Consider the following 24,868-nt stretch of genomic DNA (forward strand, 5'->3'; position numbering starts at 1 on the left):
CTCCTTAACACTTATGACTCACTCGTTTCATCAGTCTGACCATTAAATCCAGCTGGTGCTGCTGTCGGTGTCGCTGTATGCGCACTCACGTTAAATGGACGTGCTGGCACGACAGTTGAAATAGCATGCTTGTAGACCATTTGACTGACCGTGTTTTTAAGCAAAATAACAAATTGATCAAATGATTCAACTTGCCCTTGCAACTTAATGCCATTAACAAGATAAATAGAAACGGGAACGCGCTCACGGCGCAGTGCGTTCAAAAACGGGTCTTGTAAAGATTGCCCCTTAGCCATTTTGTAATTTCCTTTTTATTAAAAATAAGTAGTAAAACTAAAACACGTAAATTTTCTTTGGTTATTAGTATTGTATAGCAAGAATAAATTTGCTAGCGACAATGTCGCAATACCTCTGTAAGGTTTGAATCTAACCCACTTTCCAGCCAATTTAACTCAGGCCAACCTCTCAACCATGTTAATTGACGTTTCGCCAATTGCCTAGTAGCAACTACTGATTTTTCGACCATAGTATCATAGTCATACTCACCATCTAAGTATTGCCAGCATTGTCTGTAACCAACACATCTCATCGAAGGTAAGTCAATATTCAGCTCAATTCGTTCCCTGAGTAATTCAACTTCTTCCACGAACCCTTGAGTTAACATCAATTTGAACCTTTCTTCTATAGAAAGATGTAGCACTTTTCGGTCTTTGGGTGAAATAGCAAATTGCACCACGTCATAGGGTAATGGTGCTGACTTCACGACAGTAAGCTCTGTTAACGATTTACCACTGAGTCTGTGGACTTCAACTGCCCTAGATAATCGCTGAGGATCATTAGGATGGATACGTTCAGCTGAGACAGGATCTATTCGCGTAAGCTCATCATGTAAATACTGCCAACCATGCAGTTCAGCTTCGCTCTGTATCTGCTTTCGAATACTATCATTTGCGGCAGGCAATGGTGACAAACCTTCTAATAAAGCTTTGAAATACATCATAGTTCCACCAACAAGTAATGGTTTTTTCCCTTGAGCTAAAATGTCTTCTATTGCCAGCAGAGCATCCGTTCTAAAGTCAGCAGCTGAATAACTCTCTAATGGATCTCGAATATTAATAAGTCGATGAGGTGCCTTGCGAAGCTCCTGTAAATTAGGCTTAGCAGTACCAATATTCATCCCGCGATAAATTAAAGCGGAATCAACTGAAATTATTTCACAGTTATATTGTTCAACCAGCTCTATGGCCAGTGCTGTTTTACCTGAAGCTGTAGGCCCCATAAGTGTCAATATCTGAGGCAAAACGGCTGTATTACGGCGTTTTGATGAACTGTTTTCAGTCACTCAATTGCTCTTCTAACCATGATTGCCAAGGTAATAACTTGGCCTTCTGTGTGAATTCCTGCTGAATGTCATCATCCAGCTGATTAAATATCGACCAAATATGTAATACTGATTCAAACTTTGTTTGATCTTGTTTGACTAACCAAACAGCTAGCGCTTCATGGCTAGGTTCATCAAACCTCATCCATAATAATAATTCAGGTATCACTGTAACTAGCTGACTATGTCTTAAATATGGGGGCACTTTCTTTATAATCAACTGCCCAAGACGAATAGTTACTTCAATTCCTAATTTTCTTAATAGTTGTTCTCTTTCATCTAAAGTATTAAGCCAGTCATTGTCAATTTTAATTGAAACAGGCATCAACAAGGGCTGGCTAATCAGTCCATCTGCAATTTTACCTAAAATATCTCTCTTTTTAAGCCATTTTGCAACGTCATCTATGACTAACAAAGACAAATGTTCACCTTCAACACGCACCCAGTATTTACTGGCTAACACCGGAGGCATTTGACTCGTTAAACGATTATCTGGCGCATCATTCTTAACATCGTCGGTCTTTAACAATCGTGTATAAGAGGCTATTGCGCTTGCTGAAGGTAGCTCAACTTGAGCACGTGCAGAATATTGACCTCCTCTTGAATATTCAGACTCTAAATGTGATTCACCTGATAAGCCACTATCTTTACTCTTTAGTGCACTCTTTGAATGTGTTAAGTAACCAGGGGAGTTGGTTTCAGCAACTTGTCTTTCAGGTACCGTTTGTTTATGCCAATCATCTTGAATATCATGCTCTTTGTTCTCGTTAGGAGCGTCGATTGAAGTGCGTGCCACTTGCATCAAAGCCGATTGCAATGCTTGTAGAATGTAGTCATGCACATAACGACTTTGATGAAATCTAACCTCATGCTTTGCAGGGTGGACATTCACATCGACTTGATGGGGATCGACCTCTAACATCAACACGTAACTTGCTTGTTCACCGGTTCCATGTTCAGCAAAAGCTTGCCTCACCGCATGGTTCACCAATCTGTCACGGATCAAACGGCCATTGACATAAAAAAATTGAGTGTCACTCGCAGGAGCAGTAAAAAAAGGGGATTGGATGTATCCACTCAGTTTAAGCCCTTCATGATGACAATCAATCTCAATTGCTTGTTCAGCAAAAGCCTTACCACTAATTTGAGCTAAACGGATTAAATATTGATCTTGAGTACTGACTGGACGATAGTGACGAACTTGCTTGCCATTATGTTTTAAAGAGAAATGGATCTCTGGCTTGACCAAAGCAATACGTTTAAGCCATTCATCAATATGAGTAAACTCAGTTTTATCGCTTTTAATGAAACGTCTTCTTGCTGGAGTATTAAAAAATAAATCGACAGCCTCTATTGTCGTCCCCTCAGGATGCGCAGCAGGGATAACCTTAACAGCCATATCAGAACCTTCGGCATAAGCTTGCCAAGCTTCACTTTGATCTGCTGTTCGCGACGTTAAAGTCAGTCGAGAAACAGAACTAATACTTGCTAGCGCCTCACCACGGAATCCGAAGCTTAAAATGGCGCTCAAGTCATCTAAAGTACTGAGTTTAGAAGTCGCATGTCTAGACAGCGCCAAGGCCAATTCAGATTTAGGGATCCCGACACCATTGTCTTGTATTTTAATCAGCTTACTACCACCTTTATCGATCTCAATATCGATACGGGTAGCACCTGCATCCAAGCTATTTTCAACTAACTCCTTAATCACTGAAGCTGGCCGTTCAACCACTTCACCTGCCGCTATTTGATTTGCTAATTGTGGAGACAGTATCTGTATTGTCATATTTGTTTAATCTTGAATAATAAGCTTAAGCTACAAAATATCACTCATCCTATAGCAAACTAGGCTTTAGGGATAACCAACTTCTGCCCAATTTTTAGAATATTTGACTTTAGGCCGTTAGCGCGCTTAATACTGGCAATCGATATGTGATATTTGTTCGCTATCACTGACAAAGATTCTCCACTGCGAACATGATGTTTAAATGACCCTTTATTGGCCATTAAAGAGCCCACCGGTGGGTTGGACTCAAAATATTTGAGCACCCCTTTATACACAGCACTCGCTATATTATTTTGATGATCTCGCTGCGATAATAACCTTTCTTCTTTATAGTTCGAAATAAAGCCAGTCTCGACCAAAATAGAAGGGATATCAGGTGACTTAAGTACTGCGAAACTCGCTGATTCAGGTTTGTATTTATGCAACTTGGTCACGGTACCTAAATTTGACAATACATCTCCCGCAATATTATGACTAATGGCCATAGAGCGGTCCATAGACATGTCAAGCAAGGTCATCGCTAAATATTGTTCATTATCCGTATTTTGTATTATCTCACCAGCACCACCCAACAACTCTGAATGTTTTTCTTTATGCTCAAGCCAACGACCTATCTCACTATTCGCCCTTTTCATGGATAGCACCCACACAGAGGCTCCTCTAGGCTGAGGAGAGGTAAATGCATCAGCATGGATCGATATCAACAGGTCTGCTTTACTATTACGTGCAATTTCAGATCGCTTATTCAAATTAACAAAATAATCTCCAGAGCGAGTCATTACTGCCTTCATACCAGGAGTGGCATTTATTTTCGCCTCTACTTTCTTGGCTATCTGTAATACAACTTGTTTTTCATAAATACCTGATGGTCCAATAGAGCCAGGATCATCACCACCATGTCCAGCATCAATCGCAACGATAACATCCCTAAGTTCAGTTTTAGGTTGGTTTATTTTAATCATTTGCTGAGATCCACTACCATCAAGATCGACAACAAGTCGATTACCATATGGAGCCGTTGGAGACAAAGAAAATAAACTCGATTTAACTGGTTTAGTGAGGTCAATAACCAGTCTTAGCGTCCCTTTTGATGGTGGTTGACTGATACGGACTCTTTTAATTAATTTACTGTTATTGGTCAACTTAGCAAGATTTATCGGTGTCGAAGTGCTTTTTAGATCGACCACCAAACGATAAGGATTTGTTAATAAAAAATGGGTGAAATTAGGTGCCTCACTTAAATCAAAAACGACTCGAGTTGACTCTGGAGCAGCCCAAATTCGTACTCCACCTAATTGATTGGCGCTATGAACAAAAAAAGATGAACATAACGTCATCAAGCATAATAAACATTGTAAAATCGACGCTGTTTTTATCATTGTTATTTGAATTTACTTAGTAGCAATTGCCCTTTTTCGGAGCCTGAAGTGATTTCCACTTCACGACTTTCATCGACATATTTGATGTGGCAGCTAATATCAGCCTCAGGTATGAGTCCATGACCACGATCTGGCCATTCGACAATGCAAATACTTTTCTCGGTGAAATAATCCCTGATCCCCATAAACTCTAATTCTTCAGGATCGCTTAATCGATAAAGATCAAAATGATATAAATCTACACCACAGAGTTCATAGGGTTCAACCAAAGCATAAGTAGGGCTCTTCACCGTCCCCTTGTGACCAAATGCTTGAATCAACCCTCGACTGAAGGTTGTTTTCCCCGCCCCAAGCTCACCCGAAAGGTTTAAGATCAAGGGCGGTGTTATGATTGCCGCTATTCGCTGACCTAACTCAACTGTATCCAGTTCATTATCCAAGTAGACTTTAATTGGTGTCATGATATCTATTCTTAAAACGCTAACGTTAATTTTAACTTGTAACTTTATATCAAATAGCTTATTAGCTAAACAGCTTTCACTCAATTACAGTAAAACTTTACCAGATGTCTAAATATTATTAACTAAGTGTTTAAAATATACCTCTACAATGCCCTAAAATCCCCCCCTCACCTTCAAAGACTATTTCATTACATGATGCTAGTGCAGGTTGTGAAAGTTGCAGACTTGTGTTCTCAATGGCAGCATACTTTTATTTATTGGTATAAATATCCAATTATGCAGCAAGCTGCTTGCCACTTTTATGCAAGTTATAGTCAATCTATCCTTGATAATTACAAACTATCAAGCGTAGTTATTCAGAGCTTAGATTCGTAAAAAGGAACAAATATTACTACACTTACTCAAAGGGAACAAATTTTGACCTAATGATTAAACTGGAGCATATGGATGAAGCTCTTTACCTTGATAATTTTAGCACTGTGTTTGTTGATGGTTAGTCTACCATTGCAATCAAATATTTTAATACAGGCATTGTTACTAGTTTGTGTTATTTTAGTTGTTATTGGAATATACAAAGCCATTATTCAATTAAATGATGACAAAGATCTTCACTAAAATCACGCTAATGACAGGCACAAACTTTAGCTATCGTATGCCCACTCAATAAAATTGACACGATTTTATTGTTAACTATGAGTATGTTAACTTAATATCAGTAAAATAAATTACAATTAAAAAATCAATAGAGTACTTTTATAAAACAGACTTTAAATGTTGATGTGTTTGAGCAAGATGTGTTTTAAATACGATTCAACTATTGTTAAGCGTTAAACTTAGCTAATTTTTTCGTAAATTTACATGTGATTTGGAGCGACATATCGGGTTCGAACCGATGACCTATACCTTGGCAAGGTATCGCTCTACCAACTGAGCTAATGTCGCATCATTTTTTACATTAAATTTGGACCGAATCTACCTTTAATAAAAAGTTAGATCGAACCGATGATCTATGCCTTGGTAAAGGAATTCAATCAACACTTGCAAAAACAACTGAACTTATGTCGCATTATTTTTACATTAAATTTGGAGCGACATATCGGGTTCGAACCGATGACCTATACCTTGGCAAGGTATCGCTCTACCAACTGAGCTAATGTCGCATCATTTTTTACATTAAATTTGGACCGAATCTACCTTAAATAAAAAGTGTCTTCGAGCCGATGATCTATACCTTGTCAAAGGTAAGGTATCAACACTTGAAAAAATAACTGAACTAATGTCGCATTATTTTTACATTAAATTTGGAGCGACATATCGGGTTCGAACCGATGACCTATACCTTGGCAAGGTATCGCTCTACCAACTGAGCTAATGTCGCTTATATTTTTATAACTTTAAACTTGGAGCGACATATCGGGTTCGAACCGATGACCTATACCTTGGCAAGGTATCGCTCTACCAACTGAGCTAATGTCGCTTTAATTTCCAACAATGCAATCAATCATCGAAATGAAGGCCTTACAGCAACCTTTTATCAACACATATCTTGCATTGCAACTTTAATCTTTGCCAGCAGTAAAGTTGAGGCCGCATTATATGAGAATTTCATATTGCTGCAACCCCTTCTTGAAAATAAAATGACTGATTGGTTAAATTTTAAATACTTTTGCTCGATAATACTGCAACTCAGCAATTGATTCCTGAATATCTATCAAAGCTTTATGGGTGCCAAGCTTGGTAAAGCCGTTCACACTGTCTGGATCCCAGCGACGAACAAGCTCTTTTACTGTACTTACATCTATATTCCGATAATGAAAAAAATCTTCCAGCTCCCGCATGTAAAGAGTCATAAAACGACGATCTTGTCCAACACTGTTCCCACACATAGGAGAAGAGCCCTTAGTAACATACTTAGAAAGAAACTCAATAGTCATAGCAACAGCTTGATCTTCGTTATATTTACTAGAACGTACTCTATCAATTAAACCTGACTCACCATGATGTTTTTTATTCCAATCATCCATTTTGGCAAGCTGAGCATCAGATTGATGAACAGCAATAGTAGGCCCTTCTGCGAGTATATTCAGTTCTTTATCTGTCACTATAGTTGCAATCTCAATAATTCTCTCGATGTCAGGCTCAAGCCCTGTCATTTCCAAATCGACCCAAATGAGATTGTTTGCATCTGCAGCCATAAATCTGCCTTTTTCCCTGTTTGCCTAAATTCAGGCTTTTTTGTTTAAGACCGTGTATCATACTGCTTTTTTAAGTTACACAAAATCACCTTATTAAACGATGACAAAACTTTGAGTAAAAAGAAACCCCTAAGTCAAGGTCAGCGACGCCGAATGCGGGCCAATCAAGAAAAAAGACTTCAGCGGCACGATTCAGGTAACAGTACCCCTGAATTACAGGATAGTTCACTTGGGCCAGAACAGCTCGGAACTGTTATATCTCGTTTTGGCCAACACGCCGATATAGAAACTGAATTAGCTCAAATTGTACGCTGCAATATGCGGCGAAACATTCAAAGTTTAGTGACTGGCGACAAAGTTGTGGTCCGACTTTCAAAAGATACTGATACCGGTATCGCAGGAGTCGTAGAGGCTGTTCACCCTCGCCATTCCTCACTTTCTCGACCAGATATCTATGACGGCATTAAGATCATAGCATCTAATATTGACCAAATATTGGTTGTTTCTTCTGTCGTCCCAAGCTTCACAACACAGATTATCGATCGCTATCTTGTCGCTGCAGAAGACACCCATATCGCTCCTGTAATTATTTTAAATAAAATTGATTTAATTTCTCCAGAAGAGGAAGATTCAATAGAAGAAGCCCTTCAACGATATCGTGACATTGGTTATCAAGTGTTGAAAGTGAGCAGTAAAACAGGTGAGGGTGTTGAGCAAATAAAGGCACTACTCAACGAAAATGTTAGCGTATTTGTCGGTCAATCTGGAGTGGGTAAATCTTCACTGATTAATTCAATGATGCCCGATGCTGAACTCGTTATCGGTGATGTGTCAACAAACTCAGGATTAGGACAACATACAACCACGACAGCAAAATTACTCCATTTTGCCAGTGGTGGTGATCTTATTGACTCTCCTGGAGTGCGAGAATTTGCCTTGTGGCATCTCCCTGCTGAGCGTGTAGGTTGGTGTTTTATTGAGTTTCGTGACTATTTAGGTACCTGTAAATTCAGAGATTGTAAACACAAGACAGATCCTGGCTGTGCTATAACTCAAGCATTTAAAGAAGGTAAAATTGCCGAAGATAGGTATAACAATTATCACAAAATCATCTCAACATTACATGAACAACGTCACGCTCGACATTTTATAGCTGACACTGACAATTAAAATAGACTAATAATATCAATGGGAAAATAGCAAAGTGGATAAAGTAAAAATTTCGCTGCAATACATGATGCCAAAACATTTAGTATCACGTATTGTAGGTAAATTAGCTGCAGCAGAAATGGGGAAAATCACCACTGCTGCAATCACATGGTTTATCAAGCAATATAATGTCGATATGAATGATGCGGACCAGAGCTCGCCCGCTGCATATCGCACTTTTAATGATTTTTTTACTCGTTCACTCAAACCTGGTATCCGCCCGATATCAAAAGATAAAGATTATATTGTTCATCCTGTTGATGGTGCTGTTAGCCAATGTGGTGCAATAAACAATGGCCAAATATTTCAAGCTAAAGGTCATGAATATTCATCACTTGCCTTGTTAGGTGGTCGCGCTGATGATGCGAAAAGGTTTGAAAATGGTGATTTCGCTACTATCTACCTAGCTCCAAAGGATTACCACAGAATTCACATGCCAATCAAAGGTACTTTATCGAAAATGACCTATATACCCGGTGAGCTTTTCTCGGTAAATCCCTTAACTGCCGAGAATGTTCCTGGGCTATTTGCCAGAAATGAGCGCGTAGTGGCGATTTTTGAAACTGAGATAGGGCCAGTTGCTATGGTACTTGTCGGCGCGACAATTGTAGCCAGTATAGCAACCGTTTGGGCTGGGACTGTGACACCACCAACAGGAAAGAAAGTCTGTAGCTGGGAATATCCGACAACAGGTCCAGATGCTCTGACCTTAGACAAAGGTGATGAAATGGGGAGCTTTAAGCTAGGTAGCACTGTAGTCATGTTATTTGCTGAAGATGCATTAAATCAATTTGCCGATGGCGTTACGCCAAAAGCTGTCACTCGAATGGGCCAACTATTCGCCAAAATTCAACATTAATGTCCCAAGCAGATCACCATAAGCAATCTGGTTTAGTCGAATTACATACCGCTGTGTTGCTATTTGGTGGCACAGCACTCTTTTCGAAGCTGATCCCACTCAGTGCCCTCGATATTACTTTATTACGCTGTATTGTCGCCTCCTTTGTCTTAGCATTGATTGTTAAAGTGAGCAAAAAACAATTACGGCTCAATGCCACAAAAGATTACTTTATTGCAGCAGGTCTGGGTATTATCGTTAGCTTACATTGGGTCACATATTTTGCTTCAATGCAGCTCTCGTCGGTGGCTATTGGTATGATAGCTTTCTTTACTTATCCTGTGATGACTGTGCTAATTGAACCCATTGTTACTGGTCATCATATAAAAAAAGTCGATATGATAAGTGCCACCATTGTACTGCTTGGGGTCATACTGCTCATTCCTGAAGCAAATTTAGGCAATAATGTAACGCTAGGCATAGCAATGGGGATGTTATCCGCTGTATTTTTTACTGCACGTAACTTACTACATAAAAAATATTTTTCTGCCTATTCGGGCACTAAAGCCATGTTCTATCAAACCAGTGTTGCTGTACTATTTCTTGCACCTTGGCAGACTATTGAACCTGCTCAAATAACGCAGCATATTTGGTGGTTAATACTTTTACTTGGTGTCGTGTTTACCGCAATCCCTCACGCCTTATTTACCGCTTCACTGAGACATTTAAGTGCTAAAACAGTGAGTTTAGTGTCTTGCCTTCAGCCTTTTTACGGGTCGATGTTAGCTTTACTCTTTTTAGGGGAAAATCTGGATATGAAAACAGCAATAGGCGGAATACTAGTGGTTGCTACCGCGATATTTGAGACTCGAAAAAACAGAAAAAAAGCAACGTAAAAATCAAACGACACCAACACGATAACCCGCATTTTTATTAAATTTATTTGAAATTAAAATTTCGCGATATCAATCTTTCATTTTATTGGTAATATACATTACTCGATCTCTAAACAAGCATCAGTTTATGCTTTCAACTACTATGCGCTTACTTTTATTACTTACATGTTGCATGCTTTCAGTGACAGCTAACGCTACTCCCCCTTTAGATATCAATAATCGATTAGGTTTTCATCAACCTCCAACCGACAATTTAACTGAAGAAGAAAAACTGCTTCATTTAGAGCGCACGACCAATGAACTGGCTGAAGTAGAGAAAAACTATCAAGATTTAATCAATAATTATCAAGAACATAAAAAGAACATCGCCCGTCAATTCGAGCAAGCTAAAACAACACTAACTTGGTCAAAAAAGCAGGGACTAACTCAACAAGCTTCATTTGCTTATCTAAGACTTTCTGAATTAAAAGAAGTTGAAGCTGAGCTTAATCTAAAAATAACTTCGCTCACCAAAGAGCATAACCAACTGCCCAATAAGATTGCTCGTGCAAGACAAAACCTGTCGACTCATAACAAAAATCACATCCCTGAGACAAACAACTTAGACAGCAGGTTACTTACCGCACAACGACAGCTCTATATACAAAGCCTTTCAACATTCGAAGCAGAACTTACCAGCAGTCAAAAACGCATCAACCTCAATCAGCAACAGGTAGAACTGGTTAGAAAACAATTATTTCAACAAGAAAGCCTGATTGAGGCACTCAATAGTGAAATAGCACAGCAGCGCCAACGCAAAACAGATTCGACGATAGCCCAAAGCATTATCGAAACATCTAACGAACAAAACCCGCTCACTCAGGAGTTAAGCAAAAAAAATCGAGCTTATGCCGATGAGCTAAAAAAACTGACTTTACAGACCAATCAAGCAGTAAAAGAGCAAGAAAAAGCCGAAAATCTATATCAACAACAAGCTAAACAACTGGCTAATATTCAACAACAAATTAGTTGGATTAAGCTAAACTCAGCCTTTGGTGAACGTTTTTTACAAATACTACAATCTCTACCCTCTCCTCCAGATCAAGACAAATTACAAACAGATATTGCGAATACTAGGCTGATAAAATATCAATTCGAACAAGATCAAACTCTCAATAATCAACAAGTATTATCAAGCGGATCATTTACTCAACTGCAAAACAAGCTATTAAACTCTCAACACTACTTGCTGATCCAGTTACTACAAGGCTATGAACTTTATTTGAGTGAACTGGCTGATCTTAGAATCATATACGAACAGCTGACTCAACAAAACTTAACCCTTAAAAGTACGCTAAATGAACATTTGTTCTGGGTTCCAAATGCAAACGCTATCGGTAAGCCATGGTTTAAAGATTTACTCCAGAGTACTCAATGGCTCATTGCCCAACAACCATTACGTCAAGTATCAGAATCGATAAATAAACAAAGTGAACTATGGTCATGGTGGCTTATTCTCTTCATTATTACTTTGATCACGCAAGATATTTTAACGCCAAAGTTTAACCAAATAATGAAGCAAGACGTCACACTTGTAGGCAATGTTACCCAAGATAGTTTTTTTAACACCTTAAGAGCGCTTATTAACACTTTCATCTACAGCATCATTAAACCTGCCTCGGTGATACTTGCTGGCATAATAATGCTGGAGTCGGATCAAAATATGGTTGCTGCCATCGGCATGGGAGTACTTGCTATTGGATTAGTCTATCTCTTATACCGTTTTACTTATTTACTTGCGCTAAACAATGGGCTATTAATCGGCCACTTTAAAGGGCATAAAAAGCTGATTAGCCAAGGTCAACTCAAGATAAAAACCTTTACTATTATGGCCACACCTTTCTTTGGTATAATGGGTGTTACTGAGGTAATAAACAATTCAATATTGAGGAATAGTATTGGCCGAGGCGCCTTTATCATTTTTTGTATCTTACTCTTAATGTTCTACAAAGAAGTTTTTTTACTCTCTAAAAAACAACACCTTATGCAGCAAGATGGTAAAAACAAACAATTACAGTTACGCATATTATGGTCCATTCTTTTACTCATTCCCCCTATTTGCGCTGGATTAGCATTTAGAGGCTACTATTACACTGCTTTTCAGATGCTATTACAGCTACAAATCTCATTAGTGCTCTCTCTAGGCTTCATGTTGCTTTATCAATTGATAAAACGCTGGATGTTAATAGAACGCCGGCGTATCGCCTTTGATCGAGCTAAAGCTCGTCGTGCAGAAATACTATCACAACGCGAAAAAGGCGAAGACACACAAAATAGCAATGATCCTCTCGACACCTATGAAGAGCCTCAGGTTGATTTAGAGACTATTTCTAGTCAATCGTTAGGGTTGGTTCGCTCACTGTTGATTTTAGCCTTCCTAGTGAGTTTAGTAGGCTTGTGGACACAAACTCATACAGCCTTATTCTCTTTATTAGACGGGATCACTTTATGGTCCAGTAATACAACAGCCAATGGGATAGAGCAGCTGTTACCGATCACACTAAAGTCCTTATTGTTAAGTCTCATCATTGTTGGTTTCTCACTTATGATAGCCACTAATTTACCTGGTCTAATCGAATTAACCATTTTACAAAGACTCGATCTGAGTCAAGGTACTGGGTTTGCAATCACCACGGTCAGTCGTTATCTGGTTATATTTTTCGGTCTATTGAGCGGTTTTTCTACTTTAGGGATGGAATGGTCAAAATTGCAATGGCTCATCGCAGCCCTTTCTCTTGGCTTAGGCTTTGGCTTACAAGAGATTTTCGCAAACTTTATTTCAGGTCTCATCATTTTATTTGAAAAACCAGTGCGTATTGGCGATACCGTAACAATCCGAGAACTCACAGGTACTGTCAGTAAAATTCAAATTCGTGCCACTACGATTATTGATTGGGATAGAAAAGAGATCATTATTCCTAATAAAGCTTTTATTACCGAACAATTGATTAACTGGTCGCTTTCAGATCCTATAACACGCGTGATTGTTTATGTTTCTGTCGCGCGCGATTCAGATCCTTCACGCGTAGAAGCATCTTTATATCAAGCGATTAAAAAGTGCGATGAAGCATTAACCATCCCAGAGCCTGAGGTTTGGTTTGCAGGATTTGGGAAACATACTCAAGACTACGAAGTAAGAGCTTACGCTAAAGACATGAACACTCGTTGGCCTCTTCGTCATAAATTACATAAAGAAATCAGCAAAAAACTACGTGAAAATAATCTTGAACTCGCCTTCCCACAATTGGAAGTACATATCAACAACACTCACAATAAAGAAACGCAAGGGATAATTAGAACCTAATGATAATTTTTGCACACAGAGGCGCCAGTGGCTACGCGCCAGAAAACACCTTAGCTGCCATGAAAAAATCTATTGAATTAGGCATTAAATTCATTGAGCTGGATATCCACAGTGTCGAAGGTGAGCTGTATGTTTATCACGACAGAAGGCTGGATGATAAAAGCAGTGGGAAAGGCCTCATAGAACAAGTAACACAACACTATCTCAATACGCTGTTAGTTGATAAAGAACCAATACCAACCTTATGGGAAGTAATGTCTTACTTAAGCCAGCACGATTGTACTGTCAATATAGAACTAAAAGGGATGACCTGTTTAGCCCCTTTTATCGAAATGTACCCTAACTTATTAACCACACTTAATTTTCGTCTTGACCAACTTATCATCTCATCATTCAACCACCCATTTTTACAACAATGCCGTCTATCATTTCCTACCGCTTATATCTCACTTCTCATTGAGGGAGTTCAACTTAACAATACTGATACCGCACTACTGTTAAATGCTTACTCTATTAACCTAAGTTTAAGCTTTATTAATCAAGAAATAATTAATGATGCACACTCGAAAGGAATGAAAGTCTTCGTATATACCGTCGATCATGCAGACGATGTAAACATGTTATTCAATATGGGGGTAGATGGTATATTTACCAATTATCCTGATAGGGCATCCAACATTTTAGAGACAAAAGAGATAAACGCATAATGACACCTAAACGGGCTCGACATGCTGTATTATGCATGTCGCTAAAGGGCAGAATTTAAAACCATTTATTGTCCCTTGGCAACGCGCCTTGTGTCCCCCTCAATAATGGCTCATGCATTATTCGCTCGATCTCAGCAATAAATGCCGCACACTTACCTGTTCAATAGCCATATCACCATGGTTCGCCTTACATTCTCCAATCCGATAGTGATTCTGGAACAAACAGAGTGACATGTCTTCGCTATATACCATAAAAATCACACTTGACGATTTTTCTGCGCCCAACTACCAATAAACAAAAAACTTAATATCACAGTCCACAATAGCCAAGGGGCTGATAATTTCGCCATATTGTTAGCAAGCACTGGACTCACGGTCACGATTAACATGCCATAACCAAAAGCGTTAACCATCACAAAAGCAACCGTGCGCAATATAAAAGATCTCCCTTGCAATTGATGTCTTAAAAAACGATTAATATCAGTACCAAAGGCCACCAAAAAACAAGCTATAATAGCTGTAGATATCTCACTCAACCAGGGATATAGCAAGCTACCGACTTGATGAAAAATTGAAATAATTTGTTGCATATTTAGATCCATTAATAAAAATCAAGTTAAGAGTAAGCGGAGAAGTCATGAGACACAAGTTGCTATTATTAACGAGTCAAAATGATCACTATCAAGAGCTGCTGGCATCCTGCCACCTTCCAGAAATCACTTTACTTGGTGATGAACCGAGTAGCATTGTAAACGCTGATATTTGGCTAGCAGAGCCTGCGCTAGCAGCACCTTTACTCCCTCATGCAAATCAACTAACTTGGGTACAATCAACGGTGGCGAGTGTAGATGCTTTAGTCCAACCTCGTCAACGCAAAGATTATAAGCTCACCAACGTCAGGGGGATCCTTGGGCCTTTGATGAGTGAATATATGTACAGCTATGTATTGGCACATCGACAAGAGCATAACAAGGAGCAAATTCAAAAATTTGAAAAAAACACGTTCCCTAGTAGTTTCAAAATGCTGATGGGCCAAAAAATATTACTCCTAGGGACTGGGAATATATCCAAACATCTTGCCCAAACAGCAAAGAAATTTGGTATGTATGTAACAGGAATAAACCGTGGCGCAAAACCGACTAAGGGCTTTGATAAAATTGATACCTTAGCCAACATAGCTCACCACATCACACAAGCTGATGTCATCGCAAGTATTTTGCCTAGCAACCCGCTGACAAGAGGTGCGCTTAATGCAGAGCTGCTTTCTTTAATGAAACCTAGCACTATTTTCTTTAATTTAGGCCGCAGTGATGTACTTGATCTGGATGCACTCTATATGCAATTAATTAAAAATAGTGATCAACAAGCAATATTAGATGTGTTTAACCAAGAACCTTTACCAAAAGAATCCCCTATATGGTCATTAGAAAATGTGACCATCGCACCATATATCGCAACGCCAAGTTTCCCAGAGCAGGTTGTAGAGATATTTTCAAATAACTACCATAAACTACTCCAAGGTGAGCAACTGTCACACAATGTCAACTTCGCTCGAGGGTATTAATTAAACGATATATCCCCTACTGACAAATCTAGACTCAACGTTTAGTGGCTCAATAAATATTGAGTCACTTTACATCACCAGTGGCCATTTTTATTTTAGAGAAGAACTAGTCTCATGTTGGCATTGAGAATTATTTTCATTTATACTTAGATCAACAATCATTTCAGGTGCCAACATATGTACGTTTGCCTTTGTCATGCAGTGACCGATAGTCAAATAAAAAACGCTGTTATCCAAGGAGACAGTTCTTTAGCCGATGTAAAAAAACGCTTAGGTGTGGGTGATCAATGTGGTAAATGTGTCAAAATGGCCTGTCACATAATCCAAAGAGAAATTAATGCTCAACCTAACTACTACGAAGTCGCCTAAAAAAAAGCCGCCAATGGCAGCTTTTTTTATTGTTACTCAGTGGATATGGGTACTCCTTCCCCCAGCTCTACACTATCAACACGTTGAAGCCCCCTTGGTAATTTAGCACCTCGTCTACCTCTCTCACCTCGATAATGTTCAAGATCACTAGGTTTAAGTGTCAGTTTACGTTTCCCCGCCCAAAGTGTTACGCAAGTATCTTCAGGGATAACGTGCAAGTGGATCAACAATTCCTCACGCGCCTTGGCACGATCACCTGGAATACCTATTATCTTATTTCCTTTGCCTTTAGACAATTGCGGCAGAGCTTCCAGAGAAAACAGCAACATTCTCCCTTCGTTAGTAATCGCAAGAATCGACTCCGCTCGTGATTTATCGACTAATTGAGGTTTGAGTACTTTAGAAGACACTGGCAACGTTAATAATGCTTTCCCAGCCTTATTTCTCGATATCATGTCTTTATAAGCGCCAACAAATCCATATCCGGCATCAGAAGCCAATAGATAAAATTTATCTTCATCAGCGAGCAACACATGCTCCATAACTTCACCAGGAGAAAGATTAAACCGAGTAGTGATTGGCTCTCCCTGACTTCTTGCAGAAGGCAAAGTATGAGTTTCTGTCGCAAACGCCCTGCCTGTAGAGCCTATAAAGACACTAGATTGATTGCTTCTCCCCACAGCAGAACACTTAAAATCATCACCAGACTTATAAGATAAGGCTGTTGCATCAATATCATGCCCCTTAGCACAGCGCGCCCAACCTTTTGCCGATAACACCACAGTAACAGCTTCAACAGGCGCTAATTCGTGCTCAGTTAAGGCTTTAGACTCACTGCGCTCAATCAAAGGCGAACGTCGAGCATCACCATAATCTTCAGCATCACGTTTCAGTTCTTTCTTAATTAGAGTTTTCATGCGTTTATCTGAACTGAGTAATAGCTGCAGTTTATCACGCTCAATCTCAAGTTCTGATTGCTCGCCCTTAATTTTATACTCTTCGAGCTTGGCCAAATGACGTAGCTTCAAATCCAAAATCGCATCGGCTTGCAATGCAGATAATTGATAACGAGACATCAATTCCGCTTTGGGATCTTCCTCATAGCGGATGATTTCAATCACTTCGTCGATATTAAGAAACGCGATCATTAACGCATCAAGAATATGCAGTCTCGATAAAATTTTATCAAGCCGATGTTGAACACGACGTGTCACCGTCAAAAAACGATATTCCAACCATTCAGTCAAGATCTGTAATAAACCTTTCACCTGAGGCCGCCCGTTTAACCCAAGAATATTCAGGTTAACTCGGAAAAACTTTTCTAAATCCGTTGTGGCAAATAAATGGGCCATCACCTGATCGCAATCAACCCGATTTGAACGTGGCACCACAATCATGCGAACAGGATTCTCATGATCGGATTCATCCCTAAGATCGATCACCATAGGCAGCTTCTTAGCCTGCATTTGTGATGCTATTTGCTCTAAAATTTTACCGCTACTTGCCTGATGAGGCAACGCAGTGATCACTATTTCACCGCTATCGATAGTATAAACAGCACGCATTTTTATCGATCCGCGTCCTGTTTCATAAATTTTAGTGATGTCTGCTGCTGGCGTAATGATCTCAGCTTCGGTAGGATAATCTGGCGCTGGAACAAACTCCATTATTTTAGCTAGGTCTGCTTTTGGGTTATCTAATAACTCAATACAAGCAGAGACTAATTCACGTACATTATGTGGTGGCACATCGGTTGCCATCCCCACAGCAATACCTGTAATGCCATTAAGCAAAATATGCGGTAAACGAGAAGGGAGCACCAAAGGCTCTTTCATCGTACCGTCAAAGTTAACTCCCCAGTCTACAGTCCCCTGACCTAACTCACTCAGTAGCACTTCTGAAAATTTAGACAATCTAGCTTCGGTATAACGCATTGCAGCAAAAGATTTAGGATCATCCGGTGCTCCCCAGTTACCTTGGCCATCAACTAAAGGATAGCGATAGGAAAATGGCTGAGCCATCAAAACCATGGCTTCATAGCAAGCACTGTCACCATGAGGATGGTATTTACCCAGCACATCACCCACAGTACGGGCAGATTTTTTATGCTTAGATTGAGCTGATAACCCAAGTTCACTCATCGCGTAAATAATACGACGTTGCACCGGCTTTAACCCATCACCTATATGCGGCAAAGCACGATCCATAATAACGTACATGGAATAATTTAGGTACGCCTCTTCTGTAAAACGACGCATCGACATCTGCTCTACGCCATCTAAACTCAAATCTATCGCATCACTCATTGTTCGTTATCTCGTTTTGGCTCAGATTCAATTTTTTCATTAATCATTTCTTTATAAAATACACATACCGAACTAAAAATCCGCCAGATCGCCCTTGGTTTCTAACCAAACTTTACGATCACTTGAACGTTTTTTCGCAAGTAACATGTCCATCAAAGCCACTGTATCATCAACATCATCAATGGTTAACTGAACAAGCCGACGTGTATTAGGATCCATCGTTGTCTCGCGTAATTGAAGCGGGTTCATTTCGCCTAGCCCTTTAAAACGTGTCACTTGAACTTTACCTTTCTTCTTCTCAGCGGTAATACGGTCCAAAATACCTTGTCTTTCTGCTTCATCTAACGCATAAAAAATTTCTTTACCCACATCAATTCGAAACAGAGGTGGCATAGCCACATAGATATGCCCTTTTTCGACTAACACTTTGTAATGTTTCATGAATAAAGCGCAAAGTAGCGTAGCAATGTGCAAACCATCGGAATCAGCATCCGCTAAGATACATATTTTTCCATATCTTAACTCTGATAGATCTTCACAGTCAGGATCACAACCAATGGCCACTGAAATATCATGAACTTCTTGTGATGCCAACACTTGACTTGCATCCACTTCCCACGTATTTAGAATTTTACCACGAAGAGGCATAATCGCTTGAAACTCACGATCTCGAGCCTGCTTAGCACTCCCTCCGGCAGAATCCCCCTCGACTAAGAAAAGCTCTCCTCGCATGGGATCTTGTCCACTACAATCGGTCAGTTTTCCGGGCAATGCAGGACCTGAAGTTACCTTTTTACGTGCCACTTTTTTTGCTGACTTCAGTCGCTTTTGCGCATTATTAATACACAATTCTGCTAAAGCTTCTGCCTGAACAGTGTGCGTATTAAGCCACAAACTAAATGCATCTCTTAAAATTCCCGATACAAACGCTGCGCATTGACGACTCGATAGTTTCTCTTTGGTCTGACCTGCAAATTGCGGATCTTGCATCTTCACCGATAAGATAAAACTACAACGATCCCAGATATCTTCAGGGGTTAATTTTATTCCCCTTGGGATAAGATTACGGAATTCACAAAACTCTCGCATAGAATCTAATAACCCTTGCCTGAAACCATTAACGTGTGTTCCCCCTAATGGGGTTGGGATCAGGTTAACATAACTCTCATTAAGGTAATCCCCCCCTTCAGGCAGCCAAGTAATGGCCCAATCTACCGCTTCATTATTGCCCTTCATCGCACCAATAAAGGGCTCTTCAGGCAACATGATTGAATCTTTAGTAGACGCGATTAAGTAATCAGTTAACCCACTTTCATAATACCATTCAGTGATTTCATCAGTTTGTTTATTAGTAAATTTAATCTTAAGCCCTGGGCATAAAACCGCTTTAGCTTTTAATAAATAAGTGAGTTTAGAAATAGAAAAATTAGCCGAATCAAAGTAACTTGCCGTTGGCCAAAAATGAACTCGGGTACCTGTATTACGCTTACCGCAAGTCCCCGTTTCGATTAAATCTTCAACCTTATCACCATGTTCAAATGCGATATCATAGACACTACCATTACGGCGTACTGTGATTTCAACTCGATTTGACAAGGCATTGACAACAGAAATACCCACACCATGTAAACCACCAGAAAACTGGTAATTATCATTTGAAAACTTTCCACCAGCATGCAGCTTAGTTAAGATAAGCTCAACGCCAGAAATCCCTTCTTCAGGATGAATATCGACAGGCATTCCGCGTCCATCATCTATCACCTCAAGAGAGTTATCTTTATGTAAAATAACATCAATTTTTGTTGCGTGACCCGCCAATGCTTCATCAACGCTATTGTCGATAACTTCTTGGCCTAAATGATTTGGGCGCGTGGTATCGGTATACATACCTGGACGGCGTTTTACAGGATCTAATCCATTGAGAACTTCAATGGCATCTGAGGTATATTGGTTTGTCATGGCACACACATTTTATAATGATTAAGCCCATGTTTCGGGCCTGAATGGTTAGTTGTCAAGCAACAAAAACTGACAGATCCTTGGTAACTTGTTTTCATAGTGTATAAAACTATGGTCACCGCCAGCTTCGAGTATCATTTGGCAGCAATGATATTTTTGCACTGCTTGTCGGTAATCAAGTATTTCATCACCTGACTGTAGTAACACAAGAAAGCGATCTGGATGTAATATTACTGCGGTATTAAATTTTTTCACATCACCTTTATGCTCAGGCGTCACATGATAATGCTCGTTGGTATATTGATTATACTGCGGTCCGATGAACTCGTCGAACAACTCAAATGGGTTAACCGCAGGGTTAATTAACACGCATCGTCCCCCGTAGTGCTCAGTCAAGTAACTGGCATAATAGCCACCAAGAGATGAGCCGATGAAGGACAATGTCTCACCAAGCTCTAATGATGACTCAACAATTGACGATAATAGAGCCACCCCTTCAGCAGGATCTGAAGGTAATTGAGGTTGATGGAAAATAATCTCAGGATAGAATTCAGCCATAAACTGAGCGGTCACTAGCCCTTTTGCTGATAAGGGAGAGCTATTAAACCCGTGTATATAAAGCAGCATAATTCCCCGTATATAAGATTATGCCAACGCAATATAATCCTAAGGTATAAATTGGTTTCAAAAACTCACAACATAATGACACAGATGCTAACACTTGCTTGAGTTTCTACCAAGCACCCTTGATAATTATATTCAGACTATTATGTCTCTGGTCACTTCTCAACATGCTTAATTGTCGATGTTACCGTCATTTGAATGAGAGCCAACTCATGGGACTAATAGCCATTAGCGCTTTTATCTGGTGAAAAATTATCACCAGGGATCCGATAAACATGCGTTAAAATACGTCCATCAGCGTTAAGTTCTAGCAGCCGGTAACCTGGTTGAACAGCATCTAAAGCAAAATAGGAGGATTGAGGTTTAAACTGGATGCATGTAGATGGGGTTGCCATGAGCTGTATCGGACCATCAAGGCCCGGATACTCCTTATCTATCTGTTGATGTACATGACCCCATAATAGGCCTTTAACTTGTGTCAGCTGAGCAACCTGTGCAAGAAACTCATGACCGTTACTCATCCAGTGTTGATCCAACCAAGCACAATTAACTTTAATTGGATTATGGTGCATAACCAATAAAATATGCCTTTCAGCCTCATTCTCTGCGGCCTCTCGAATAAGCTCAAGCTCAGTCTCTGAGATAAAACCACCAGGTTTACCATGGACAGTTGAGTCCAACATGATGATTTGCCAATTTCCGGCCAAAATACGCTTTTGCCCAAAAATGTGGGTTCCTTGCATATTTAACTGCATAATTTTAGGATCATCATGGTTGCCCGGCAGATAATGACACGCTAGCCCCAGAGGCAAGAGCGCCTTAACGAAGTGATGATATGACGCTGCTGAATAATCTTGACTGATATCGCCCGAAGCCAACATAAAATCAGCTGAAAAGTGATCTTTGCTTATTGTACTCAGGACTGCTTGTAAGCTCTGTGCAGTATTGACACCTAACAATTGGGCATCTTGATCAGCAAATAAGTGTGGATCCGTCACTTGTACGACTTTCACACTAGACCCAACATCAATGGAATAAGAAATGGCCTTTTCTAACACATTCTAACCCTAACATTCTGACAGATAAATAGCACTGAAACTGCCACCTACCTTTAATAATTCTTCCAAAAAAGCATTCACTTGATACTTTTCATCTCTATGGTACATACGGATATTTGGATAATCATATACTGGACTCAACTGAGAAATCTGTCGACTAGTTAACACTTCTGCTAATTTAGCATCATGATAAACCCGAACTGAGATGCAAGGTGAATCAATATAGTCAGACAAAGGTAGCGTCCTTGAAATTTCAATCAGCTGAGTATAATGCGTATTTTCAATTAGCCGAACGTTCAAACAACTCGTCCCCTCCTCTACCGACCAAGTATCGCCTTGAGCAGCCTTCTCTGGTAACCACTTCAGGATATGGAAATAATTTCGACCACAAAGTGCTAAAAATTGGTTTATATCAGGTTGGTACCTCTTACGATTTACCTGTCCTTTAAGAGACTTTGTCATCTTACTCATTCATTGTACCCTTGCCCATTAATCGTTCATGGCGTCAAGATAAACTAAGGTAATTGAGTTCAAGCCACTGAAGCCCGATAACTGTAGACGCATTATTAATAATCCCCTCTTTAACTAAAGAAAATGCATTTTCCCGACTAACAACATGCACCTGAATATCCTCATGTTCTTCATCAAGTCCATGGATGCCCTTAGCCAAAGTCGCATCCACTTCAGCCCAAAAAAAATCAAATTTCTCACTGGTGCCACCAGGACTGGCAAAGTAGCTGGAAATAAAATTCATTTGCAGAGCCTCTAACCCAGACTCCTCTAACAACTCGCGATGCGCAACAGCAATCGATGCTTCTCCAAGCTCTATCATTCCAGCCACTAACTCTAATAACCATGGTGTTGTTTGCGAATGAATAGTAGGGATCCGCACCTGCTCAATCAAGACGACTTGATCTGTTTTAGGATCGTAAGGCAGCACAACAACCGCATTGCCTCGCTCAAAAACTTCTCGCTTAACTTCTTCACTCCAACCGCCATTAAATAAACGGTGTTTAAAACGATATTCATTCATGGTAAAAAAACCATTAAAAACCTGCTTAATTTCCAACAGTTCGATATCTTGGTGATTAAATTTCTGTTTCATTCCAGAACCTCTAGCTATCAGTCCACTACAAATTGTCATGAAAATACCTATCACACATGGTGTATTGTCAATATCGGGAGAAATAATATAATTAATATCAAAAAATGTTACACTTCCGAGTTGACTTAAAAACAGGTAATTTTTTATTATCTACCTTTAAAGATTACCACCATTTAAGTTTAGATGTATCGGGAAGCGTCGGGAAGCGCAATCCGCCTCACGTTAATTTGTGAGGTATCATTTAGCGTTAAACAAGTTAATTTTCTCCTCCAGTGGAGGATTTTGTCTAAAAGGACAACTAATGAAATTCAAGATCCGAACGATATGTGCAGCCTTAACGCTTGCAACCACAGCTTCTGCGGTACAAGCCGATGACTTATTGCAGATATACCAACAAGCGTTGATCAGTGATCCTGTGGCACTACAAGCCCAAGCTCAACGTGATAATTTGTATGAACAAATAGAAGAAAACCGTGCCCCCTTATTGCCAACTATCAGCGCAAGTGTTGGTTACAATAAACGCTGGTCAGATGAGGTTGTTAGTAACAAAAATATTGGAACTTCTGATTCAAGTGGCGCCAACGCTGGTGTTTCTCTTAATCAAGTCATTTATGATCACAGTGCTTGGGTGGGGTTAGACATCGCCGAACTCGCCGCTTCTCAGGCAGATACCGTGTATGCTTCAACCTTACAAACCTTGATTATTCGTGTCACTGGCGCCTACTTTGATGTGTTATTAGCTAAAGATACCTTCGAGTTTCAAGGTGCAGAAAAACGTGCCATTGAGCGCCAACTAGAGCAAACTAAACAAAGATTTGCCGTCGGTCTCACCGCAATTACTGATGTGCACGAAGCACAAGCACAATACGATTTGGCTCGTGCAGCTGAAATACTCGCAGAAAACGAGTTAATCAATAGTTACGAAGCGCTACGTGAAATCACTGGCATTGACCATACAAACATCAATATTTTAGACACTAATCGTTTTACCGCCATCACACCAACCCCTGCGCTTTCAAGTGATTGGTTAAAAATGGCCGAAACCAATAGTGTCGATTTAATGACCAGCCGTATTGGTAAAGACATAGCAAAAGAGACCATCAATCTCTCTAAAGCCGGACATATGCCATCGTTAAGCTTAAGTGCTGGTTATACGACTAACATTGAGCAACAAGCAAACGATATTAATAGTCCTGACTACGACGAGTCAAATGTTGGTTTAACTTTAAGCGTACCCATTTTTGAAGGTTTTAAAGTCAGCTCTCAAGTCAATCAAGCACAATACAGCTATGTTGAAGAAAGCCAAAAGCTAGAGCAGACCTACCGTAAAGTGGTTAAAGATGTGCGTAACAACTTTAATAACGTCGGAGCCTCAATTAGCTCAATCAAGGCTTATGAGCAATCTGTGGTATCATCAGAAAGTGCACTCAGTGCGACTCAAGCAGGTTTTGAAGTCGGTACCCGTACTATCGTTGATGTACTAGATAGCACACGTGATCTTTATGATTCAAAACGAAAACTATCAGAGGCTCGATATACTTATATTAAGTCGATTTTAGCGCTTAAACAAGCAGCTGGTACGTTGAATGAAGATGATATTATTGCCATCAATAATGGCCTTATTGCTCAAGCTGTCACCCCATAATAACGGGAAGAAACATTGGCTTTAATCGCCATTTTATCCCATA

21 protein-coding genes and 4 tRNA genes are annotated in these 24,868 nt (G+C 39.8%); 8 read left to right on the plus strand and 17 right to left on the minus strand.

The features are described 5' to 3' along the window. Positions 1 to 11: 11 nt before the first annotated feature. From hfq to orn, 10 genes are all read right to left on the minus strand, one after another. Complete coding sequence (gene hfq / locus HQQ94_RS19480; RefSeq protein ID WP_173295984.1) at positions 12 to 296, minus strand: RNA chaperone Hfq; 285 nt, start codon at positions 294 to 296, stop codon at positions 12 to 14. Positions 297 to 388: 92 nt separating this feature from the next. Next, a complete protein-coding gene (gene miaA, locus HQQ94_RS19485) occupies positions 389 to 1,279 on the minus strand; it encodes a tRNA (adenosine(37)-N6)-dimethylallyltransferase MiaA (RefSeq protein ID WP_217274224.1) in 891 nt (296 codons plus the stop codon). A 55-nt stretch (positions 1,280 to 1,334) separates the two neighbouring features. Continuing rightward, the gene (mutL, locus tag HQQ94_RS19490; RefSeq protein WP_173295985.1) at positions 1,335 to 3,167 is read right to left on the minus strand and encodes a DNA mismatch repair endonuclease MutL; all 1,833 of its coding nucleotides are present in this window, start codon (positions 3,165 to 3,167) and stop codon (positions 1,335 to 1,337) included. Between the two features lie 59 nt (positions 3,168 to 3,226). Further along, a complete protein-coding gene (locus HQQ94_RS19495) occupies positions 3,227 to 4,546 on the minus strand; it encodes an N-acetylmuramoyl-L-alanine amidase (RefSeq protein WP_173295986.1) in 1,320 nt (439 codons plus the stop codon). A gap of 2 nt (positions 4,547 to 4,548) precedes the next feature. Further along, the gene (gene tsaE, locus HQQ94_RS19500; RefSeq protein ID WP_173295987.1) at positions 4,549 to 5,007 is read right to left on the minus strand and encodes a tRNA (adenosine(37)-N6)-threonylcarbamoyltransferase complex ATPase subunit type 1 TsaE; all 459 of its coding nucleotides are present in this window, start codon (positions 5,005 to 5,007) and stop codon (positions 4,549 to 4,551) included. An 866-nt stretch (positions 5,008 to 5,873) separates the two neighbouring features. Further along, positions 5,874 to 5,949: transfer RNA gene (locus HQQ94_RS19505), tRNA-Gly, on the minus strand. A gap of 142 nt (positions 5,950 to 6,091) precedes the next feature. Continuing rightward, positions 6,092 to 6,167 (minus strand) — tRNA-Gly (locus HQQ94_RS19510). A 142-nt stretch (positions 6,168 to 6,309) separates the two neighbouring features. Next, positions 6,310 to 6,385, minus strand: a tRNA-Gly gene (locus tag HQQ94_RS19515). Between the two features lie 23 nt (positions 6,386 to 6,408). Next, a tRNA-Gly gene (locus tag HQQ94_RS19520) sits at positions 6,409 to 6,484 on the minus strand. A gap of 172 nt (positions 6,485 to 6,656) precedes the next feature. Continuing rightward, the gene (gene orn / locus HQQ94_RS19525) at positions 6,657 to 7,202 is read right to left on the minus strand and encodes an oligoribonuclease (protein WP_173295988.1); all 546 of its coding nucleotides are present in this window, start codon (positions 7,200 to 7,202) and stop codon (positions 6,657 to 6,659) included. A 111-nt stretch (positions 7,203 to 7,313) separates the two neighbouring features. On the opposite strand from orn, the gene rsgA reads away from it, so the two are divergent. The 5 genes from rsgA to HQQ94_RS19550 all read left to right on the plus strand — a co-directional run bounded on the left by rsgA (position 7,314) and on the right by HQQ94_RS19550 (position 14,195). Next, positions 7,314 to 8,372, plus strand: a complete 1,059-nt coding sequence (gene rsgA, locus HQQ94_RS19530) for a small ribosomal subunit biogenesis GTPase RsgA (RefSeq protein ID WP_173295989.1) — start codon at positions 7,314 to 7,316, stop codon at positions 8,370 to 8,372. Between the two features lie 34 nt (positions 8,373 to 8,406). Then, on the plus strand, positions 8,407 to 9,270 hold the full coding sequence (asd, locus tag HQQ94_RS19535) for an archaetidylserine decarboxylase (protein WP_173295990.1): 864 nt from the start codon (positions 8,407 to 8,409) through the stop codon (positions 9,268 to 9,270). Beyond that, positions 9,270 to 10,145 (plus strand): DMT family transporter, encoded by an 876-nt coding sequence (locus HQQ94_RS19540; RefSeq protein WP_173295991.1) that lies wholly within the window; start codon positions 9,270 to 9,272, stop codon positions 10,143 to 10,145. Before asd ends, HQQ94_RS19540 begins: the two co-directional genes overlap by 1 nt. A 127-nt stretch (positions 10,146 to 10,272) precedes the next feature. Then, positions 10,273 to 13,488, plus strand: coding sequence for a mechanosensitive ion channel domain-containing protein (locus HQQ94_RS19545; RefSeq protein ID WP_375335705.1), 3,216 nt, complete (start codon positions 10,273 to 10,275; stop codon positions 13,486 to 13,488). Next, positions 13,488 to 14,195: a glycerophosphodiester phosphodiesterase family protein gene (locus HQQ94_RS19550; protein ID WP_173295992.1), complete on the plus strand. Its 708-nt coding sequence runs from the start codon at positions 13,488 to 13,490 to the stop codon at positions 14,193 to 14,195. Before HQQ94_RS19545 ends, HQQ94_RS19550 begins: the two co-directional genes overlap by 1 nt. Positions 14,196 to 14,452: 257 nt before the next feature. Here the strand turns inward: HQQ94_RS19550 and HQQ94_RS19555 are convergent, their stop codons facing one another. Then, positions 14,453 to 14,785 (minus strand): DUF3392 domain-containing protein, encoded by a 333-nt coding sequence (locus HQQ94_RS19555; RefSeq protein ID WP_173295993.1) that lies wholly within the window; start codon positions 14,783 to 14,785, stop codon positions 14,453 to 14,455. Positions 14,786 to 14,832: 47 nt separating this feature from the next. Between HQQ94_RS19555 and HQQ94_RS19560 the strand changes: the two genes are divergently transcribed. Then, a complete protein-coding gene (locus HQQ94_RS19560; RefSeq protein WP_173295994.1) occupies positions 14,833 to 15,759 on the plus strand; it encodes a D-2-hydroxyacid dehydrogenase in 927 nt (308 codons plus the stop codon). 177 nt (positions 15,760 to 15,936) lie between these two features. Then, positions 15,937 to 16,128 carry a bacterioferritin-associated ferredoxin gene (locus HQQ94_RS19565; RefSeq protein ID WP_173295995.1) on the plus strand — a complete coding sequence of 64 codons (192 nt, stop codon included), beginning with the start codon at positions 15,937 to 15,939 and terminating at the stop codon, positions 16,126 to 16,128. Between the two features lie 32 nt (positions 16,129 to 16,160). Here the strand turns inward: HQQ94_RS19565 and parC are convergent, their stop codons facing one another. The 6 genes from parC to nudF form a co-directional block, all read right to left on the minus strand. Next, positions 16,161 to 18,434: a DNA topoisomerase IV subunit A gene (parC, locus tag HQQ94_RS19570; protein WP_173295996.1), complete on the minus strand. Its 2,274-nt coding sequence runs from the start codon at positions 18,432 to 18,434 to the stop codon at positions 16,161 to 16,163. Between the two features lie 72 nt (positions 18,435 to 18,506). Continuing rightward, the gene (gene parE, locus HQQ94_RS19575) at positions 18,507 to 20,393 is read right to left on the minus strand and encodes a DNA topoisomerase IV subunit B (protein ID WP_173295997.1); all 1,887 of its coding nucleotides are present in this window, start codon (positions 20,391 to 20,393) and stop codon (positions 18,507 to 18,509) included. A 48-nt stretch (positions 20,394 to 20,441) separates the two neighbouring features. After that, positions 20,442 to 21,020: a YqiA/YcfP family alpha/beta fold hydrolase gene (locus HQQ94_RS19580; RefSeq protein WP_173295998.1), complete on the minus strand. Its 579-nt coding sequence runs from the start codon at positions 21,018 to 21,020 to the stop codon at positions 20,442 to 20,444. A 215-nt stretch (positions 21,021 to 21,235) separates the two neighbouring features. Further along, a complete protein-coding gene (gene cpdA / locus HQQ94_RS19585; protein ID WP_173295999.1) occupies positions 21,236 to 22,075 on the minus strand; it encodes a 3',5'-cyclic-AMP phosphodiesterase in 840 nt (279 codons plus the stop codon). A gap of 9 nt (positions 22,076 to 22,084) precedes the next feature. Further along, positions 22,085 to 22,546 carry a DUF1249 domain-containing protein gene (locus HQQ94_RS19590; RefSeq protein ID WP_173296000.1) on the minus strand — a complete coding sequence of 154 codons (462 nt, stop codon included), beginning with the start codon at positions 22,544 to 22,546 and terminating at the stop codon, positions 22,085 to 22,087. A gap of 34 nt (positions 22,547 to 22,580) precedes the next feature. After that, a complete protein-coding gene (nudF, locus tag HQQ94_RS19595) occupies positions 22,581 to 23,180 on the minus strand; it encodes an ADP-ribose diphosphatase (RefSeq protein WP_173296001.1) in 600 nt (199 codons plus the stop codon). 301 nt (positions 23,181 to 23,481) lie between these two features. Here nudF and tolC point away from each other — a divergent pair, with 301 nt between their 5' ends. Continuing rightward, complete coding sequence (gene tolC, locus HQQ94_RS19600) at positions 23,482 to 24,825, plus strand: outer membrane channel protein TolC (RefSeq protein ID WP_173296002.1); 1,344 nt, start codon at positions 23,482 to 23,484, stop codon at positions 24,823 to 24,825. The last annotated feature ends 43 nt before the right edge of the window (positions 24,826 to 24,868 follow it).

It is taken from the genome of Shewanella sp. VB17, from assembly GCF_013248905.1.
Classification (GTDB): domain Bacteria; phylum Pseudomonadota; class Gammaproteobacteria; order Enterobacterales; family Shewanellaceae; genus Shewanella.

Coding starts and splice junctions, on each gene's coding strand:
- hfq (WP_173295984.1), bottom strand. CDS start 296: ATGGCTAAGGGGCAATCTTTACAAGACCCGTTTTTGAACGCACTGCGC.
- miaA (WP_217274224.1), bottom strand. CDS start 1,279: ATGGGGCCTACAGCTTCAGGTAAAACAGCACTGGCCATAGAGCTGGTT.
- mutL (WP_173295985.1), bottom strand. CDS start 3,167: ATGACAATACAGATACTGTCTCCACAATTAGCAAATCAAATAGCGGCA.
- HQQ94_RS19495 (WP_173295986.1), bottom strand. CDS start 4,546: ATGATAAAAACAGCGTCGATTTTACAATGTTTATTATGCTTGATGACG.
- tsaE (WP_173295987.1), bottom strand. CDS start 5,007: ATGACACCAATTAAAGTCTACTTGGATAATGAACTGGATACAGTTGAG.
- orn (WP_173295988.1), bottom strand. CDS start 7,202: ATGGCTGCAGATGCAAACAATCTCATTTGGGTCGATTTGGAAATGACA.
- HQQ94_RS19540 (WP_173295991.1), top strand. CDS start 9,270: ATGTCCCAAGCAGATCACCATAAGCAATCTGGTTTAGTCGAATTACAT.
- HQQ94_RS19545 (WP_375335705.1), top strand. CDS start 10,273: ATGCTTTCAACTACTATGCGCTTACTTTTATTACTTACATGTTGCATG.
- HQQ94_RS19550 (WP_173295992.1), top strand. CDS start 13,488: ATGATAATTTTTGCACACAGAGGCGCCAGTGGCTACGCGCCAGAAAAC.
- HQQ94_RS19555 (WP_173295993.1), bottom strand. CDS start 14,785: ATGCAACAAATTATTTCAATTTTTCATCAAGTCGGTAGCTTGCTATAT.
- HQQ94_RS19560 (WP_173295994.1), top strand. CDS start 14,833: ATGAGACACAAGTTGCTATTATTAACGAGTCAAAATGATCACTATCAA.
- HQQ94_RS19565 (WP_173295995.1), top strand. CDS start 15,937: ATGTACGTTTGCCTTTGTCATGCAGTGACCGATAGTCAAATAAAAAAC.
- parC (WP_173295996.1), bottom strand. CDS start 18,434: ATGAGTGATGCGATAGATTTGAGTTTAGATGGCGTAGAGCAGATGTCG.
- parE (WP_173295997.1), bottom strand. CDS start 20,393: ATGACAAACCAATATACCTCAGATGCCATTGAAGTTCTCAATGGATTA.
- HQQ94_RS19580 (WP_173295998.1), bottom strand. CDS start 21,020: ATGCTGCTTTATATACACGGGTTTAATAGCTCTCCCTTATCAGCAAAA.
- HQQ94_RS19590 (WP_173296000.1), bottom strand. CDS start 22,546: ATGAGTAAGATGACAAAGTCTCTTAAAGGACAGGTAAATCGTAAGAGG.
- nudF (WP_173296001.1), bottom strand. CDS start 23,180: ATGAAACAGAAATTTAATCACCAAGATATCGAACTGTTGGAAATTAAG.
- tolC (WP_173296002.1), top strand. CDS start 23,482: ATGAAATTCAAGATCCGAACGATATGTGCAGCCTTAACGCTTGCAACC.